Source organism: Lysinibacillus sp. S1 (assembly GCF_044986265.1).
GTDB lineage: Bacteria > Bacillota > Bacilli > Bacillales_A > Planococcaceae > Lysinibacillus > Lysinibacillus capsici.
The window spans coordinates 3522860-3540548 of the sequence record NZ_CP173154.1 but is presented as its reverse complement, the minus strand read 5'-3'; the positions used below and the strand labels follow the sequence as shown (position 1 = coordinate 3540548).

The 17689-nt window shown below is 36.6% G+C and carries 18 protein-coding genes; 8 read left to right on the top strand and 10 right to left on the bottom strand.

Annotation, left to right across the window (positions count from 1 at the left end; all coding sequences use genetic code 11):
- Positions 1–67: 67 nt before the first annotated feature.
- The 3 genes from serA (at position 68) to ACHZEU_RS17650 (ending at position 3194) form a co-directional block, all read left to right on the top strand.
- Entirely contained in the window at positions 68–1681 is a 1614-nt protein-coding gene (gene serA, locus ACHZEU_RS17660; protein WP_279496126.1) for a phosphoglycerate dehydrogenase, read from the top strand.
- A gap of 105 nt (positions 1682–1786) precedes the next feature.
- Positions 1787–2281, top strand: coding sequence for an RNA polymerase sigma factor (locus ACHZEU_RS17655; RefSeq protein ID WP_066037072.1), 495 nt, complete (start codon positions 1787–1789; stop codon positions 2279–2281).
- Positions 2271–3194 (top strand): hypothetical protein, encoded by a 924-nt coding sequence (locus tag ACHZEU_RS17650; RefSeq protein ID WP_115674058.1) that lies wholly within the window; start codon positions 2271–2273, stop codon positions 3192–3194. The genes ACHZEU_RS17655 and ACHZEU_RS17650 overlap by 11 nt, the downstream gene beginning before the upstream one ends.
- Before the next feature lie 44 nt (positions 3195–3238).
- Here the strand turns inward: ACHZEU_RS17650 and ACHZEU_RS17645 are convergent, their stop codons facing one another.
- The 5 genes from ACHZEU_RS17645 to ACHZEU_RS17625 all read right to left on the bottom strand — a co-directional run bounded on the left by ACHZEU_RS17645 (position 3239) and on the right by ACHZEU_RS17625 (position 8138).
- Positions 3239–4027 (bottom strand): HAD family hydrolase, encoded by a 789-nt coding sequence (locus tag ACHZEU_RS17645; RefSeq protein WP_048391774.1) that lies wholly within the window; start codon positions 4025–4027, stop codon positions 3239–3241.
- Between the two features lie 132 nt (positions 4028–4159).
- A complete protein-coding gene (locus ACHZEU_RS17640; RefSeq protein WP_048391776.1) occupies positions 4160–4408 on the bottom strand; it encodes a DUF3006 domain-containing protein in 249 nt (82 codons plus the stop codon).
- The gene (locus ACHZEU_RS17635) at positions 4395–5582 is read right to left on the bottom strand and encodes an MBL fold metallo-hydrolase (RefSeq protein ID WP_259949872.1); all 1188 of its coding nucleotides are present in this window, start codon (positions 5580–5582) and stop codon (positions 4395–4397) included. The genes ACHZEU_RS17640 and ACHZEU_RS17635 overlap by 14 nt, the downstream gene beginning before the upstream one ends.
- Before the next feature lie 69 nt (positions 5583–5651).
- A complete protein-coding gene (locus ACHZEU_RS17630; RefSeq protein WP_259949875.1) occupies positions 5652–6998 on the bottom strand; it encodes a GntP family permease in 1347 nt (448 codons plus the stop codon).
- On the bottom strand, positions 6999–8138 hold the full coding sequence (locus tag ACHZEU_RS17625) for a glycerate kinase (RefSeq protein ID WP_048391783.1): 1140 nt from the start codon (positions 8136–8138) through the stop codon (positions 6999–7001).
- Between the two features lie 165 nt (positions 8139–8303).
- On the opposite strand from ACHZEU_RS17625, the gene ACHZEU_RS17620 reads away from it, so the two are divergent.
- On the top strand, positions 8304–9395 hold the full coding sequence (locus tag ACHZEU_RS17620; protein ID WP_279496131.1) for a sugar diacid recognition domain-containing protein: 1092 nt from the start codon (positions 8304–8306) through the stop codon (positions 9393–9395).
- Between the two features lie 22 nt (positions 9396–9417).
- On the opposite strand, the gene ACHZEU_RS17615 is transcribed toward ACHZEU_RS17620, so the two are convergent.
- Positions 9418–10923: a coproporphyrinogen III oxidase gene (locus tag ACHZEU_RS17615; RefSeq protein ID WP_279496133.1), complete on the bottom strand. Its 1506-nt coding sequence runs from the start codon at positions 10921–10923 to the stop codon at positions 9418–9420.
- A gap of 165 nt (positions 10924–11088) precedes the next feature.
- Between ACHZEU_RS17615 and ACHZEU_RS17610 the strand changes: the two genes are divergently transcribed.
- Positions 11089–11487, top strand: coding sequence for a hypothetical protein (locus ACHZEU_RS17610; protein WP_279496136.1), 399 nt, complete (start codon positions 11089–11091; stop codon positions 11485–11487).
- 50 nt (positions 11488–11537) lie between these two features.
- Here ACHZEU_RS17610 and ACHZEU_RS17605 read toward each other — a convergent pair whose 3' ends face one another.
- From ACHZEU_RS17605 to ACHZEU_RS17590, 4 genes are all read right to left on the bottom strand, one after another.
- Entirely contained in the window at positions 11538–12449 is a 912-nt protein-coding gene (locus ACHZEU_RS17605) for a copper amine oxidase N-terminal domain-containing protein (protein ID WP_112116643.1), read from the bottom strand.
- A gap of 119 nt (positions 12450–12568) precedes the next feature.
- A complete protein-coding gene (locus ACHZEU_RS17600) occupies positions 12569–13231 on the bottom strand; it encodes a ribonuclease H family protein (protein ID WP_048391789.1) in 663 nt (220 codons plus the stop codon).
- A gap of 141 nt (positions 13232–13372) precedes the next feature.
- Positions 13373–13720, bottom strand: coding sequence for a YlbF family regulator (locus ACHZEU_RS17595; protein ID WP_004230811.1), 348 nt, complete (start codon positions 13718–13720; stop codon positions 13373–13375).
- A 15-nt stretch (positions 13721–13735) separates the two neighbouring features.
- Positions 13736–14878 carry a DUF445 domain-containing protein gene (locus tag ACHZEU_RS17590; RefSeq protein WP_048391791.1) on the bottom strand — a complete coding sequence of 381 codons (1143 nt, stop codon included), beginning with the start codon at positions 14876–14878 and terminating at the stop codon, positions 13736–13738.
- Positions 14879–15086: 208 nt separating this feature from the next.
- Between ACHZEU_RS17590 and ACHZEU_RS17585 the strand changes: the two genes are divergently transcribed.
- From ACHZEU_RS17585 to ACHZEU_RS17575, 3 genes are all read left to right on the top strand, one after another.
- Positions 15087–15290, top strand: coding sequence for a YheE family protein (locus ACHZEU_RS17585; protein ID WP_048391848.1), 204 nt, complete (start codon positions 15087–15089; stop codon positions 15288–15290).
- 171 nt (positions 15291–15461) lie between these two features.
- Complete coding sequence (locus ACHZEU_RS17580; protein ID WP_259949882.1) at positions 15462–15878, top strand: hypothetical protein; 417 nt, start codon at positions 15462–15464, stop codon at positions 15876–15878.
- Positions 15879–16333: 455 nt separating this feature from the next.
- Positions 16334–17626, top strand: coding sequence for a hemolysin family protein (locus tag ACHZEU_RS17575; RefSeq protein ID WP_231595601.1), 1293 nt, complete (start codon positions 16334–16336; stop codon positions 17624–17626).
- The last annotated feature ends 63 nt before the right edge of the window (positions 17627–17689 follow it).

Below are 17689 nucleotides of genomic sequence, written 5' to 3'. Positions count from 1 at the left end.
TTTTACAAATTTCAGACTATCGTAGATAAAGCCATAGCCAATAATGATAAAAAAGGAGCTAATTATAATGACTACTGCAACAAAAACAAGAACTATTAACGTATTTATCGCTGATCCACTAAGTGAGGATGGTATTTTCCCATTACGCCAGGAACAAGATTTAGATTTAAACATTATTGTAGACACAGGTTTAGCACCAGAAGAATTAATCGCTAAAATTGCTAATGTAGATGTATTACTTGTTCGTTCTCAAACAACGGTAACACGTGAAGTAATTGAAGCAGCAAAAAGCTTAAAATTAATTGGTCGTGCTGGTGTTGGTGTCGATAATATTGATCTTGCTGCTGCTACAGAACACGGCATTATCGTGGTAAACGCACCAGATGGTAATACTAACTCAGCTGCCGAACATACAATTGCGATGATGACTTCACTTGCCCGTCATATTCCACAAGCTTTTAATACATTAAAAAATGGCAAATGGGATCGCAAATCTTTTGTTGGCGTGGAGCTAAAAAATAAAACTTTAGGCGTTGTAGGTTTTGGTCGAATTGGTGTTGAAGTAGCTTATCGTGCTAAGGGTCAACGTATGAATGTTATGGCATACGATCCTTTCCTAACAGATGAACGTGCCAAAGAATTAGGTGTAACAAAAGCAACGGTTGAAGAAATCTGTGTAGCTGCAGATTTCATTACAGTTCATACACCACTTTTACCTGAAACTCGCAACCTTATTAATAAAGATAAATTTGCGATGATGAAAGATGGCGTACGTATTATTAACTGTGCACGTGGCGGTATCATCAATGAAGACGATTTATATGATGCAATCGTAGCAGGTAAAGTGGCTGGAGCAGCTCTTGATGTATTTGTTTCTGAACCAGCAACAGATCATAAGCTACTGACTTTACCACAAGTTATCGCAACTCCTCACTTAGGAGCATCTACAATCGAGGCACAGGAATCTGTAGCGGTTGACGTATCAAATGACATCATTAAATTTTACAAAACAGGTACTGTAACAAATCCAGTAAACATGCCATCTATACCTAAAGAGCTTCTTGCACAAGTTGAGCCATTCTTTGAATTAGCTGAAAAACTTGGTTCATTCCTATCACAAGTGACAACAGAGCCAGTCAAAGAAATCAATCTATCTTATGCTGGAGAAGTAGCAAACTATGATGTTCGTCCATTAACTTCAAATGCATTAAAAGGTTTACTGTCTAAAAATCACGGTAATCATGTCAATGATGTGAATGCTCGTTACTTATCTGAACGTATTGGTATGAAAATTAATGAGCACAAAACAACAACAGCAAAAGGCTTTACTAGCTTAATTACTATTGAAATTATTACTGCTAACGAAACACATACTGTAGCGGGTACACTATTAAACGGTTTAGGTGCACGTATTGTAAAAGTAGAGGACTATGTTGTAGATGTCATTCCACAAGGTCACCTTCTTTACATTAAAAATACTGACAAACCAGGTGCAATTGGCCGTGTAGCAACAAAGCTTGCAGAAAAAGAAATCAATATTGCAACAATGCAGGTTGGTCGTGCACAGGTTGGTGGTACAGCGGTTATGATGTTAACGGTTGATAATGTTGTAACAGAAGAAGATTTAGTTTTTGTGGCACAGCTTGAAAACATTGATGAGGTAAAAGCCATTAACCTATAATTAATAATAGCAAGAAGCAGGGAGTCTCTACTCTCTGCTTTTTATTTTGGGAAAATGATACTTTTCTATGAGTTCTTCGTCATTAAAGAAAAGGAGGTGTTCAGCTTGAACATAGAAGAAATATTTTACTTACATAATCACACCATTTTTAAATACTTATATTACTTACTAAATGATGAAAAATTAGCGGAGGATTATACACAGGAAACCTTTGTCCGTTATTTGAACCATCACCAAACAATAAAAGAAGGAGCCGATCTCGCTTGGTTGCGGTGCACTGCACGCAACCTTGCCTATGATCATTATCGTCGGAAAAGGATTATTCAGTTTGTCCCTTTTTTACAACAGCATGAAGAACAAGCGTCACCTTCTCCTCATCAATGGCTGATGCAACGAGAAGATGCCAAGATACTGTATCTTGCAATTCGAAAACTAAAAATTACCTATCGTGATGTGATCATTCTGCGCAAAATAGAGGGGCTTTCCATCGAAGAAACCTGCGCTATTCTTGGCTGGAATGAGGGGAAAGTAAAAAACACATTAAAACGAGCACTCATCGCATTAAAAAAACAGTTAGGAGGTGAGATGGATGAAGAATGATAAGAAGACATGGCAACACTTAGATGATTTAATGTTATCTGATCAGCAGCAAAAAAAATTATTACGCAATATGACAGAGCCCTCAGTAATTAGTAAACAAACTACTGGAAATGGATGGAAAATTCCTTCTGTGTCAGTGCTATTTATAGTAGTTCTTTCTTTATTAATTTTAACTTTTGTTCAACGTCCGACTGATTCTCCTATGACAATGGATTCCTCCAAAGCCATCCAACGTGTCTACTTAAAGGAGAATCTGAACAAGGATACCTTTATAGCAAAGGATTCTTGCCTTTATGTTCCTCAGCAATGCTATGCTCATTCAAAGGCTATCACACAGCTACAACAGAATTGGGACAACGCTTCTCCTATAACAATATCCGCTAGTCAATGGAAAAGTGGTACTATCTATGATATTTTGATTCTCTATAATGACCGTACACAAGAGAAATGGAAGGTACTCAATAACAAGATTTTCTTCAATGTTGAAACCCAGCAAGCCTTTCTGATTGAAGAATCAATTGACTCTCTACGCTATTTTTATGATGAGAAGCGGTCGACGAAACTTATTTTAGGGAACATTTTCATCCTACTTATGCATTTCATCCTATGGATTGCTAAAAAAAGAATGCCTTATACAGAACGTCGCTTTTTCGCTGCGACAGTTGAGCATGCTATTGCCAATGCCATCATGCTCGTGTTGTTTGGAGGTATTTCATTTGGTATCTATCTTGTCCACCATACAATTCATGCAACAATTATTTATGGCCTTTTCTCACTCTACTCCTTTATGCAAATCTATTATCGTAAAAAGGCTGGTGAACCTAAGGGTTACTTAATTGCTAGCGCTCTTGTTCAGCTTTGTATAGCGATAGCTTTTACATGTTTATACCTTGGACTGAATGTCTATTTTTAATAAAAAAATGTACTGACTCCATGAAGGGTCAGTACATTTTTATACTATAGCTTATTTACAAGCTCCAACAACGCTGTCAAAGAATCCACCTCATAGGTAGGTGTCACAGCCCCGTTGGCGATATTGCTTTCACGATTAATCCATACATTGCGCATTCCCACACGAGATGATCCTAAAATATCAGTATTAAGATTGTCGCCAACCATAATTGCCTCGTCCGCTGTAATACCTGCTTTCTCCATCACAAACTCAAAAATAGATGCGTCCGGCTTACCTTTACCAAAGTCACCTGAAATAATAATATGATCAAAATATGGGGCAATTTCTGGTGTGATTTCTAGCTTTAAATTTTGCAAACTTGGTGCGCCATTTGTAAGCAATACAAGCTGATATTTTCCTTTTAATTCATCTAACACTGCAAAAGTATCTTCGTATAAAAATGGCGCTACTTTACGCTCGGCTACAAAGCGCTCTCCTAGCTCCTCTCCAAACGCTGTATCTTCAATACCAAGAGCAGCTAACCCTTTTGTCCAAGCCGCTGCACGATAGCTAGGAACAATTTCCTTCATTTTTTGGAAGGAGTCCGTCGAGTCGTCAAACGTTCCCCAAAGTCCTTCAAATGGATTGATACCAATTAATACCGTATAATCATATGTTTCATAACCCTCATATAAAGCACGTGCCTCTCGGCGAACAGCTTCCTCTAGCTCAGTAGGATTCACATTATGTACTGTTGCTGCATAGTCACATGTTTTTTCAAATGCAGTTTTGACTGATTTTTTATCCCATAGTAGTGTATCATCTAAATCAAAAATAATTGTATTTATCGACATTTTTGTCCGCTCCTAGCTCCCGATTAATACTACTATTTTAGCATATTTTCAAAATATTTAGGATAACAATTTAAGTACAATTCATGTATCTAAAAACAAGCTGTACGTCAAATCTTCACAGCTTGTCATGTATTAATTATTTTTATTTCGTAAACGATTCATTAAACTCTGAAGGTCTGCTCTTTTTTGTTGTGTTTCTTCTTTTAAAATTTCAATATGGTAAATACCATCTTTTTCTTCTATCTGAACACGATCACCTACTTGCACAGGCTTGTTCATGGCTGACTGTGAAATAATGAGTTGTTCCTCTTCTGCTGGAAACTTTAAGAAAACCGCATAGCCATCTTCAATACGGTCCAATGTGTATTTACTCAAGCTCACTTACAAGTTCCCCTTTCTCATTCCGTAATTGCGCAGCATCTCCAGCATTTAACCAAATTTGTTTAGTTGTCCATTTCAAATAATTTTGCCCTTCCCGTGCATTGGTCCCACTAGTAATATAAATCGTTTTCCCTGGCTGTAAAGAAAGATTAGGGAAATTATAAACTTGATGCCCTTCAATTGAAATAAGCTGCCAATCTTTTAAAGATACTGCGTGTTGTCCACTATTTTTAATTCCTACAATTTCAGTAACTAGATCCTTACTAACGATTTCAATAGCTGTTGTCGGTTCTTCTTTAGATAGTATATTACCAGTTTCTACACTAGAAGTTTCCTTACCGTTCACCGTATAGTTTACCCCATCTGTGGACACCGTAATCGTTCCTAAATCCGCGGTGGCATATATTTTACTACCAATAGCCTGCAAACGGTCCACAATTTCTGCATGTGGATGTCCATACTTATTATCCTCTCCATAACTTAATATCGTGACCTCTGGTTTTACAGCCTGAATGAACTCCTCTGAGCTACTTGTGTTAGAGCCATGATGTCCAGCTTTTAAAACTGTTGCTTTCACATCATACTGCAACATTTCCTTTTCTAATGCCACTCCCGCATCTCCTGTCAATAAAAAAGAGACATTCCCATAAGTCATTTTTAAAACAATGGAGGCATCGTTATTGTCTGTAGCCTGATCATTGGCATTTAAAACTTTCACATTTACATTCTTATCAAATTCGATATCATCACCGATTTTTGGCACATGATAAGGAATATTTTTTTCATCGATACGTGTCAGCATCTCTTCAAAGGTTTGCGATGTATGTACTTTTCCCGAATCATAAAATTGCTCAATCGTCATGTTATCTAATACAGGAATAAGCCCTCCAATATGATCAGCATCTGGGTGTGTTGCTACTACAATATCAAGCTTATCTATCCCAAGTTCTTTTAAATAAGAGACAATCTGTTGCCCTGCGCCCTTCACTCCCCCATCTATAAGCATCGTTTTACCACTTGGTGATTCGATCAGTATAGAATCCCCCTGTCCTACATCAATAAAATGAACCTGCATTTCATGACCAGCTGTTACAGGAATTTTCTCTGTCTTGACTGCCTCGGTACAGCCGGCTAATAAAAAAATACAAAGGAGTAATACTATTATTTTTTTCATCTACTAACTTCCTTTCTATTCTCCTATTATACAAAAAGAGAGCTAGCCATGGGCTGCTCTCCTTTTACTTTAAACAAATATCCACCATAAAATCATCGTAATAATAATAGTCACAAGCCCTTGGAGTAATGTGGCCACCGTTTGGGCTTTATAGGCTTGTGTTACTTCCATACCACTATACTGCGTAATCACCCAAAAGAAGCTATCATTCACATGGCTAACTGTCATTGCTCCTGCACCTATTGCCATCACCACTAATGCTAATGGTACCGCTCCATCAATCCCCAATGTCACAAGCATTGGGGCTACTAAAGTAGATGTAATCACAAGAGCTGTTGTGGAAGAACCTTGAGCCGTTTTCAACGCTGCTGCTACTATAAACGGCACAAGAAGGAATAATGTACCTGAGGCAAACATACCTAAATCCATTTCTTGAAGCATTTCTCCAACACCAGCATTTTTTATAACAGTTCCAAACGAACCACCAGCCCCTGTTATAAGTAAAATTGGTGCTGCTTCTTTTAGACTTTCGCCAATCCAACCTGTTAATGTCGTTTCATTGACTTCAGGTAATAATAAAAAGGCTGCTGCTACACCTAAAAATAAGGCCACTGTTGGAGAACCTAAGAATTTAAAGATGGTATTGAAAGTCGATTCCGTATCACCAACTAATGCTGCTATAGAACCCAAACCAATTAACACAATCGGCAGAACGATTGGTAAAAATGCTTTAAATGTTGAGGGCATTTTACCAAAGGATTTAATGACTTCCTCATAATCTAATGCCTCTACCTCATCTTCAGGAACGCGAATTTTTGTCGCCACTTTTACTGACCATAGATAACCTACGAATGTTGCTGGTATCGCGACTAGTAAACCAATGACAATGACTGTTCCTAAATAATCAGCTGCGCCAATATTTCCTGCTGCTGCAATAGGCCCTGGAGTTGGTGGTACTAATACATGCGTCGCAAATAAGCCAGTTGCTAAAGCTACTGCCATAGATGCAATCGTAACATTGGCTCGCTTTGCTAATGATTTTTGCAAGCTGGATAAAATAATAAAGCCAGAATCACAAAATACTGGTATGGATACGATATAGCCAATTAAAGACATCGCTAATTGTGGACGTTTAGGTCCTACAATTCTTAACACTACTTCTGCCATTCGATAAGCAGCACCTGATTTTTCTAATATTAAGCCTATAATAGTACCAGCAATAATGACTAAACCAATACTTGTCATTAAGCCTCCAAATCCAGTATTAATGCTTTCCACTACTGTCAATAATGGCATACCTGAAGCAATTCCAACGAAGAAAGCACTAATTAATAAAGCTAAAAACGGATGAAGCTTTAACTTAGCTGTTCCTAAGACAACAAATAATACCCCTATTAATATAATAATGAACAACATCTAGACATCCCCCTTTTGTAAGTAACGCTCTATCATTCTTTTAGTTTTTAACCGAATAAAGTGTGCAGGTTCTTGCATTGCCTGCTGCACATCAATCTCCTCATCTACCAATGACTCAACAACTGTAAAATACGCTTGTAATGCTGCATTTGCCTTGGTATCAATTCCTCCAGACAGCAGCATCGCCTCTACATTCGCTTGCTTTGCAGCTTTTGCTACACCTAATGGTGCCTTACCATGTAATGTTTGAAGATCAGATTTTCCTTCACCCGTTATCACTAACTGTGCTTCTGCTAAATGAGCCTGAAGTTGTACAGCGTCCAGCACAAGGTCAATTCCTGCATGGAAGGTTCCTTTTAAAAAAGCGATTAATGCGCCCCCCATTCCCCCAGCGGCTCCAGCACCTTTATAGTCATGTAATCGTATAGCAAATTGAGCTTCAACAATATCTGCAAAATGCTTTAAACAACGATCAAATTCAGCGACCTGGTGTTTTTGAACACCCTTTTGTGGACCAAAGATGGCAGTGGCTCCTCGTTCACCAATAAGCGGATTATCCACATCACAGGCAATCGTAAATGTTGCTTCTGCTAATCTAGTATCTAGTAGACTCATATCTATGACATCTAATTGCATAAGGTTAGAAACACCAGCCTCAAGTTCCACCCCTTCCGCTGATAATAACCGCACACCTAATGCTTGTAACATACCAGTACCCGCATCATTTGTAGCACTCCCACCAATGCCAATAATAAATTTTCTAAAACCTTGATCAAGTGCAGCTTTAATTAATTGTCCTGTGCCATAAGATGTAGCAAGTTCAGGATTTTTCTCATTTTCTTGTAACAGCATAATACCAGATGCTTGAGCCATCTCTATTACACAGGTTACTTGATCGCCCAGTACACCATATTGAGCCTGGATAGCTCTTCCCAATGGATCAAGCACAGTTGCTGAGCAATATCGACCATCTGTAGAGGCAATAAGTGAGTGCAGTGTACCTTCACCACCATCTGCCACTGGTAGTATAATTGTTTCAATTGAATGATCCACATCTAAGATTCCTTTTTGCATTGCCTTTGCTACTTCAACTGCTGACAGAGTACCCTTGTAGGAATCTGGACTAATGATAACTTTCATGTTATACCTCCACTTATGTCGTCCATTGACATTTACGTAAATTTTCATATCCCTAAGTTAAGCGCTTACAATTTATTATAATGACAATAAATTCAGAAAACATTATAATAGGTGTACAATTTATCTGTCATATAACAGGCTGTTTTTTATGCGAGGTGTATAAACATGTTGACAAAAAAGTTAGCAGAAGACATCGTCCATCAAACGATGTTGCGCTTGCGTCACAATATTAATGTTATCAGCCCAAGTGGAGTCATTTTAGCTTCTGGGGATAAAATGAGGGTGGAAAATATTCATGAAGGTGCACTATACGTAGCACAGACAAAAGAGACTCTAATTATAAATGAGGAAAATATAGCACTTTATCCAAACACAAAACCAGGCATCAATATGCCAATTATGTATCAAGATGAGGTTGTAGGTGTTATAGGTATTACAGGAGATTCAGAGGATATGCTTGAAATTGCTAATCTCGTTCAACTCACAACAGAGATTATGGCCCATCAAGCGATTGTTGAATCTAAAAGCGAATGGCAACGAAAGAATAACGATTACATATTTGAAGCACTCGTTCATGGAAGTAAGCTAGACGGAACCTTAACTGAACGGATTCAGAAATTACCATTTGCTCTTTCGGGCCCTTTTCAGGTGATTTTAGTGAGCTTAAATAAAGCATCCTACGCAGAAAATACAATACCCTTCTTTTTTGAGGATCTATTTTATAAACAGCCTATTCTTGCTGGTCATAGCCAATTACAGGAATACTATATCCTACTAACAAGTTGTATGGAGCAAAATTGCCGTCCTATTATAAAAGCACTGCGTAAGCAGAAACTTCCCTCCCTTCAAATTGGGGTAGGGCCTGTGGTTCAGCATTTATCTCAGCTTCCCTATAGCTACCAAGGTGCCAGAACAGCTCTAAAATTTGCTGCAATCAATAATGAATTGACTTTTTTTGAAGATGTCGAGTTATATTCCCTTTTTAAACCTCGTGAATCGGAAGAGGTACAAGCATTTTACCGTCGTGTACTCAAAAATTTAGACGCTAAACAATTGGAAACATTACAATCGTTTTTTGATTGTAATTTACAGCTAAAGCATTGTGCTCAGCAATTGAATATTCATCGACATACACTTACTTATCGTTTAAATAAAATAAGGGAATTAACAGGCTATGATCCGCAATACTTTGAGGATGCTGTTCTGCTAAAAATGGCCTGTACATTACGAACACTACAAACAATGAAGGCAATCTGAACAGATCAGATTGCCTTCATCATTAAGCCTTATATAATTCATTTAAAAATTCTATTTTCTTCCCAATAGCCTCTTCAAAGGTCATAATATAGGCAGCAGGATCTTTCGGATTATGGAATTGTGTAATTCTCCCTGTTTCGGGATGAACAAATTTTGAGGATGCCCCACAGCCAATTCCTAAGATTGTCTGCACTTCTTCCATAATAACGATATTATAAATACTTTCTTCTCCCGCTTTACTATAGCCCACATTTTCTAAATTACCTAAAATATTTTTCTGACGATATAAATAGTATGGAACATAATCATTTTCTTTTGTCCAAATTTGTGCCATTGCCATCATTTCAGCTACCGTATCACGGTCGGCTACTTTGTATTTATCCTTATTACGCGTCATCTCTGAAGCACGTTTAAATGATAGCGTATGAACAGTTAAAGACTCTGGCTGCATTTTTGCCGATTCCTCTAATGAATGTTGGAATTCTTCAATCCCTTCATTCGGTAGCCCAATTATAAGATCCATATTGATATTGTTCATACCTGATTCTCTTGCAAGCCAAAACTTATCAATGGTTTCCTGGACTGTGTGATGACGACCAATTGCTTTTAATGTTTCATCAGTATAAGATTGTGGATTTACACTAATACGATCAATACCCCATTTTTTTAGTACTTCTAATTTTTCTGGTGTGATGGTATCAGGTCTTCCTGCTTCAACTGTCACCTCTCGAATTGTTTCAGGGTTAGGGAATGATTCATACATCGTTTGATATAAGGCATCCATTTCATCGGCCTCAATTGAAGTCGGTGTACCACCACCCCAATAAATGGAGGTGATTTTCATATCATTGTCCTTCAGCCATTTGCCCATTTCGCGCAATTCAATATGCAAGCCATCTAAAAAAGTCGTAACACGCCCTTGCTTACGATTACTACCAATCGCATAGGCTGGGAAAGTGCAATATGCACATTTGGTAGGGCAGAATGGAATACCAATATAAACACTGATTTCTTGTCCAATGGAATCAAGATCAGGAATGGTCACTAGTTGTCGGTCCACAATTTCCTTTAATAGTCCAACTTTTTCCTTTGATAAGCGGAAATCTCGAATTAATAGATCAGCAATTTCTTGCTCACTTTTACCTTCTTTTCTAAATTTATGATACAGCTTTGTTGGGCGTACACCCGTTAAAATCCCCCATTGCTGATGCACTCCAGTATGCTGTTCAAGAACATCTAAAAATACATGTGACAATGCACGTTTTATGCGAATATTTAGCTCACGATCTGTTGCCGGGGACTCATATTGAATACTGTACTCATTCGTGTATTGCTTACCATCTACAATCAAGTTTGCTTTTGTAGAAATGGAAAAATCGTCTCCAGTCTGATAGTCAAATGAAGCAGACATATCTGCTCCCATTGGTTCAACCTTCAGCTTGGAATCCTCAAAAAATAAATTCGCAATATGATTTAATACGCGAATCCAATCTTCAGGATATTTTTGATCTATATGAATAATTTTCATTTCGTTTCGCTCTCTTCTTTTATATATTGCAGATTTAAGTTTAACAAATTTCTATGACTATAAGCAAAATAACAATTAGAATCTATAAAATAACAGAATATTCAGTTTAAATATAGACAAACTATTTTTTTGTCATTATAATTTTCAGAAAAGGTGGTGTCGAGAATGTTTATTTTAAAAAATGACAATTATACATCTGTTTCGAGCTTTATTCATCAAGTAGAAGTAGCATTCCACCATTTTGATTTAGAGCGCTGTGACGAAAAAACATTATATGTCACGGTAAAACTTAAATACGGCACACATAAAGTACTATGTGATTTTATTTATATTATTGATCAACAAGAAATCTATGGCGCTATTTCAATTAACAAGCATTATGAAAAGACAAGGGTATTTATTCAACAGCATTTTCAGCAATTTTTATTGTATTCAGATGAAATGGTATTAGCTAAAAACTTCATGAATACAATATCCTTTAAACAATGTCTCCAACAATTTGCGAAAAAGTATCCAGCCTTTATTTCCTCAAAGAACCATTACGCTCTAGCAATGGCTGAGTAACCACAAATAAAAATAGTATGCCAAGCATTGTTGGCATACTATTTTCTTAATTATTTTAAATATTCATCCACAAATTCAACAGGTACATATGTCTTTGTATTTTTTAAAGTCGGTGCGACTGTTAGTGTACGTAATGCCTTATTATAGCCAAATGTTTTTTCACCGCGAGTAATTGTGTAAGACATATTCCCTTTTGAAAGGATTGCCCCCTTGCCTGTAGAATCCACTTTGAAGCCAAGCTTTTCAGCGATCACACGTAATGGCACCATTTTTGTACCAGCTACTTCATAAGAATCTGATGCGATAATATTATCAATTTCTTCATTTATTGGATTCTTAGTAGTTGAGGAATCATCGTCCAGTACAATTACTTTAGATGGTGTTGTTTGAGCTGGGATACTTTTAGTAGAGGCCGTATAGAAAACAATCAGATGCTTCTCTGCTAAATCTTTAGCGTCCACCTTTTCACCTTTTTCATTGAATAGCTCTGTTTCTTTCCCAATATTTAATTTTAAAATATCATACGTATTAGTTAAATCTTCAAAGAAATAATCCACTTCTACAAAACCAACTTCTTCTGTTTCAACGATGACAACCTCTGGATTGAATTGTGGTGGATAAATATATTTTTGCGGTTTGTTAGCAAAGGTATAAGCTAATACTTTATCACCCTTTTGTAGCTCCACTTTCTTCCCAGTATTGTCGAACACGAGAGTATCTTTAGTAATTTCTAATACATTTGTTTGCTCGCCTTCTTTTACTGTGTAATATGTAATATTTTCCCCAACACGAACATCTTCCACAGTACCACGAGTATCATTAAAAATGTGTACGGGATCAATTTGTATTTGTGGTACCTCTGCTTCTGTAGATTGCTGCTCATTTGCTGAAGCTACCGGTACAAGGGCACTTCCAAATAATAATGCAGACATAGCTGCAGGTGCTATTTTTTTCATGTTCATAAAATCTCTCCTTATTGTTTGGATTCATAGTAGTAGTAGTTTTAAAATGGAAAAAGTTTCAGTGCAAACCGAGGATTTTATGAGAAAGAGGTGGCAGTATCTACTGCCACCTCTTATTCCTATTCTTTAACAATCTCGCTCAAACCAGTAATATCGATGCCATTTAAAGCTTGAGTAGCAAGGCGATCTGCTTCCGAATTATCCTTACGTGAAACAAGCTGGTATTCGGCTTGAATGTGAAGTTGCTCCAGCTTAGCATCAATTTTATCTGCCCAGCTTGCTAGTTCTTTTTCCAATGCTGGCCATTCCCCATTCAGTTGATTGATGACCACTTGTGAATCTCCTATAATACGCACAGGCAAATGGTGGACATTTAAAAGTTCTAGTTCTACTAAGGCTAAATAAAGCGCTGCATACTCTGCCTCGTTATTTGATTTCAATTCAGACGAAAAGGCATTCCTTCTCAATCGTAAAGGTTTACCATTTTGTTCGTAATAAATGGCGCAGCCTAGTCCTGCTTGCCTTGTCCCACGATCAAAACCTCCATCAAAATAGAGCGTAATATTATGAGGCTCTGTATCAATTTCCTTTAAATATGCTTTTAGCTCTTTAAGTGACCAATTTGTATCTTGCCGATCCATACAATGTAGCGATTTTACCCTTCCCGTTCTTTCCATGTCCTCTGCAAGTAAAAGTGCTTGAGCTGCAGGCATTTCAGCTGAACGTAAAACTGTTGTTGCTCCTTTTGGTGTTTTATAGGTCCATTCAATGATGACATGCATATTCATAACCTCCCATACTCTTTAACTGGTACATAAAGCAAAAACGTGTACCGACCAATAGCGGATACACGTTTTCCTCTCACTTGTTATATGTGCAATTCCTAGAAAATTTATTCCTTTTTAAATTGCGATTATCACCTTTTATTGAATTCCTTCATATAAACCTTGGATAGGTTTTATTAAAATGCGATTTACTTCTTCGATTACTTTACTTACCTTCATTTCTGCCTCAAGCATCGTTGAAATTTTTTCATTTTGCTGTGCAAGCTGTGCCGCTTTTTGTGCATAGACAAGCTCATCCTCCAAAATATCCTCACCAGCTAATTGCTTTTTCTGTAATTCGATTTGAATTTTACGGAAGTTTTTAAAGACATTTAATGCCTCTTCATCATTTTTAACAACTTCAACAGCAGCTTTTAACGCTTCAAATTCTGGAATCTTACGGAAAGTTGCTTCTAGCGCATTAATGTCATTATAAATATTAATCATTCATACAATCTCCTTTTAAATAAAGTAAACAATCAAGCCTTGCACAATCCCAATCAATCCACCAAGCACTGCACCTAATACAGTAATCATTTTAAACTCACGTTTTGAAATACCTAATACAAGCTCCTCTAATTTCTCTACTGGGAATGAGTCAACCTGCTCTCGCACAACCTCTTGTAAGTTTAAACGTTTTAGTACATCCTCAAGTTTTTCCTCTGCCTTCACAAAAGCTTTTTCTATAGCTTGTGGAATCACGGTATACTTCGCCCAGTCATTTCCTTCTGGCCAATAATAAGAAATCGGTTGATTTAAACGTTCAGAGATTGCTAATTGTTCTTTCACGTACACTTGTAATTTCGATAAAATGGGGTCAAATTGAACATCTTGCAAAAAGTCCATAGCGGGTCGATCTTTAAGTTTTTCCCATTCCTGTGAAAATATTTTTGTTAGTAATGTTGTTGTTCCTGGTGCTTGTAAAAACTTCACAAGCTCACGTTGAACTTTCCCAACTAATGAAGAGGAATCACCTAAGAACATATTGATCATGCCGCCTAGAGACCCTTTTGATGATAAAAAGTCATCAATCATTGCCTTAATCGTCATTTCACCTTCTGGTGATAAAAAATAATCCTCGCCTTTTTCTAAAATGTGCTGAACTGCTACTGGAATTTTAGCATCAATTGTATTTTGGATATCATCTGATAGCAGCGTACGAATTGATTTTGTTGATAGTGTATTCTTTACCGACGAAAATTGTCCCTCAACAATTGCTTCAACCTTCTGTTCAATGGTAGTAGGTAGATGAGCAAACCCAGCTAAGTTTAGCCAATCCTGAATTGTTTTGTCGTTTGTAAAGATTGTTTCTTCAACTTTTGTTTGCACAAAGTGTTCTACTTTGTCTTGAATATCCTTAGAGAAAAACTTTTTTCTAAATGTTTCAGGCGTGAGTAAATAATTAACTACTGTAAGACCCAACTGTTTAGCTAATTCATCACGTCGTTTGGGTATAAGGCCTGGTGTAAACGGTACACGCCAATTTTTAATATATATCGCTTTATATGGACGAAAAAGCATTTTAATGGCTAAGTGATTTGTAACGCCCCCAATTGCAGCCCCAATGATAGCCATAAAAAGTAATGTCACTATAAAATTATCCATTAGTATCCTCTCATTTCAATTGTATTCAAGATTGGCGTATTTTGTCGCCTTCTGCACTCATTATAGCAGAGCAATGATTTTCAACGAAAGAAATACCCCTTTAGAATTTCAATCTCATCCTATTTACTTCTATGAAAAGTGAATAGTTGCAAAAATACCTTTATACTTGAATAATATGACTACATACTATAAGAAGCGAGGTTTGATGATGATTCAACATTTCAGTTTTAAACCACTATTTGAAAACACGCAACTACCTGGGTGGTCTATTTCATTTTTTTATCAACGAGAACGATACCAAGCGGAATATTTAAAGGACGGTACGATTGAGTGGATAGGAGCCATTCCATCAGACGAGGAGGTTGTTAAAAAAATGATACATGAACTTATGCTGTTTCATGTATACGATTGAATTTGATAGTCAATTTTTCGTTGTGATCCCGTATAAAAATACCTATATTTACTATTAATAGCACGCCATTTAAGCTAATTATGTTGAATCCTGTTGAAATTTGTATATTTTTCTTATACATTTATGATATCAGCTTAATAGTAAATGTTTTTTATGCAGGGGGCCATTTCAATGAGTAAAGTCACACTTTCGGATGACTTAAATAGCTATAATTCAAAAGCGTTAATTCGTGTAAAAGTAAAAGAATTTTTTTCAGAATTTTCCGCTAAAATATTCGAATTAGTGGATGAAGCGGGTGCTGTTAATAGTAAGAAATTCGAGGAACTTTCTGGCTATAAAAGCGACTTTTACAATGAGTATTGCAGTCAACTAAAGGGCTTCTTTGATTTTTCTACTAGCTCTTTCGGCAAGAAATCGATTAAAACGTTCTATTTAACGTATAATAACAAGAACTATGTTTTAACACAGCAAGGCATAACGGAAAAAGCACCTGTATCTATCGCTCCGTTTACAGGTGAAATACCTTTAAAGGAAACGGTTCATGATGTTGAAAAAGCGTGTTTAAAATTACGCTTCCAGCAAGAATAAATAGGTCAAACATTTAGAAAGGGGGAGTCTCAAATGATGATTGAGACTCCCCCCTTTCTATAAAAAATAATTCATTTAAAAAAATCCGCAAGCTAAAGCACTCTTGAGATTTTTGACGTGTCGTATTATATGAGATGCAAAATGCTTCTTTCCCTAAACAAACTATCTTTGATCTTTCTAAAGTTAGCATATAGCCATGGTAATTACAATCTTTTGGTATTTGAATCTAGTTGCATTTTTTCAAAAGATCCATGAAAAACAAGTGAAAAAGTTGTTGTCAATATTTGTGTTTTTCTTTTAAATAATTTATGATTGAAACATCCAACAATTTTTTAAATCATAGGAGGTGTACACTTTGTTTACTTCCCTCATTCGGGCGGGAACAAAGGAATTATTTGGACGGAGACATATTGGAGATAACCATTAGGTTGGCGGCATTCGCCCTACTAATTATAATGACTGGATTTTTCGTTGCAACTGAATTTGCAATCGTAAAAGTGAGATCTACCCGCATTGATCAATTGCTCGCGGAAGGGCATAAAAAAGCGAAAAATGCAAAACGTGTTGTTTCAGATTTAGATGAGTACTTATCTGCATGCCAGTTAGGTATTACCATCACTGCACTTGGTTTAGGTTGGTTAGGTGAACCTACATTTGAAATCATTTTACACCCAGTGTTTGAATTTCTAAATTTGAATGGTAGTATTACATCTATCCTTTCATTCATACTTGCATTCTCAATCGTTACGTTTATGCATGTTGTTATTGGGGAATTGGCGCCAAAAACATTAGCCATCCAAAAAGCAGAATTTGTCACATTAAACTTTTCTGGCCCATTAATTATCTTCCACAATATTACGTATCCCATCATTAAGCTATTAAATGGCTCTGCCCGTGGTTTAACAGGTCTTTTCGGCTTAAAAATGATGTCAGAATCAGAAGTTGCTCATACAGAGGAAGAGCTGCGTATGATTTTGTCGGATAGTTTAAAAGGTGGAGAAATTAATAACTCAGAATATGAATATGTTAACAGTATTTTCGAGTTCTCTGATCGTCTTGCAAAAGAAATTATGGTTCCTCGAACTGAAATTGTCGGCATAGAAAAAGAGCTAACAATTAAAGAAGTGTTTGATTTAATGGGTGTTGAGCAATATACTCGTTATCCAATTCTGGATGGAGATAAAGATCATATTATTGGATTAGTTAACATGAAGCATTTATTAACCGCTTACATTAAAGATCCTAAAAATGGTGATAAGCCAGTCATTGATTATATGCAACCTATTATTCGAGTGATGGAAACAACGCAAATTAACGATCTATTACTAAAAATTCAACGTGAACGTATTCATATGGCCATTTTAATGGATGAATATGGCGGAACATCTGGTTTAGTGACGATTGAAGATATTATTGAGGAAATTGTCGGCGATATTCAAGATGAATTTGATGAAGACGAAATCCCGGAAGTACAAGAAATTGCAGAAAATCATTTTATTTTAGATGCTAAGATGCTTCTTGAAAATGTGAATGATATGCTTGGTACTGACATAGAAGATGATGATATTGATACTATCGGTGGTTGGTTCATGACGAAGCGTTTTGATGCAGTCGAAGGTGACAGTATTGAAGAGCAAGGTTTTGAATTTATCGCAAAAGAATTAGATGGTCACCATATTTTATACTTAGAAGTTCTGAAATTACCTAACAGTGATTTATCAAATGAATATGACGCAGTCATTGACTAAAATTGAATTGATTTGCCATACTTGTCGTGGTATTATTAGAAGCACGCTTGTATAATCTAGGCT

Bases quoted from the DNA above. Each gene is read 5' to 3' on its own strand.
- ACHZEU_RS17610 (WP_279496136.1), top strand. From the start codon at position 11,089: ATGTTTATTTTAAAAAATGACAATTATACATCTGTTTCGAGCTTTATT.
- ACHZEU_RS17620 (WP_279496131.1), top strand. From the start codon at position 8,304: ATGTTGACAAAAAAGTTAGCAGAAGACATCGTCCATCAAACGATGTTG.
- ACHZEU_RS17650 (WP_115674058.1), top strand. From the start codon at position 2,271: ATGAAGAATGATAAGAAGACATGGCAACACTTAGATGATTTAATGTTA.
- ACHZEU_RS17615 (WP_279496133.1), bottom strand. From the start codon at position 10,923: ATGAAAATTATTCATATAGATCAAAAATATCCTGAAGATTGGATTCGC.
- ACHZEU_RS17630 (WP_259949875.1), bottom strand. From the start codon at position 6,998: ATGTTGTTCATTATTATATTAATAGGGGTATTATTTGTTGTCTTAGGA.
- ACHZEU_RS17645 (WP_048391774.1), bottom strand. From the start codon at position 4,027: ATGTCGATAAATACAATTATTTTTGATTTAGATGATACACTACTATGG.
- ACHZEU_RS17605 (WP_112116643.1), bottom strand. From the start codon at position 12,449: ATGAACATGAAAAAAATAGCACCTGCAGCTATGTCTGCATTATTATTT.
- ACHZEU_RS17600 (WP_048391789.1), bottom strand. From the start codon at position 13,231: ATGCATGTCATCATTGAATGGACCTATAAAACACCAAAAGGAGCAACA.
- ACHZEU_RS17590 (WP_048391791.1), bottom strand. From the start codon at position 14,878: ATGGATAATTTTATAGTGACATTACTTTTTATGGCTATCATTGGGGCT.
- ACHZEU_RS17575 (WP_231595601.1), top strand. From the start codon at position 16,334: ATGACTGGATTTTTCGTTGCAACTGAATTTGCAATCGTAAAAGTGAGA.
- ACHZEU_RS17585 (WP_048391848.1), top strand. From the start codon at position 15,087: ATGATTCAACATTTCAGTTTTAAACCACTATTTGAAAACACGCAACTA.
- ACHZEU_RS17595 (WP_004230811.1), bottom strand. From the start codon at position 13,720: ATGATTAATATTTATAATGACATTAATGCGCTAGAAGCAACTTTCCGT.
- ACHZEU_RS17635 (WP_259949872.1), bottom strand. From the start codon at position 5,582: ATGAAAAAAATAATAGTATTACTCCTTTGTATTTTTTTATTAGCCGGC.
- ACHZEU_RS17625 (WP_048391783.1), bottom strand. From the start codon at position 8,138: ATGAAAGTTATCATTAGTCCAGATTCCTACAAGGGTACTCTGTCAGCA.
- ACHZEU_RS17580 (WP_259949882.1), top strand. From the start codon at position 15,462: ATGAGTAAAGTCACACTTTCGGATGACTTAAATAGCTATAATTCAAAA.
- serA (WP_279496126.1), top strand. From the start codon at position 68: ATGACTACTGCAACAAAAACAAGAACTATTAACGTATTTATCGCTGAT.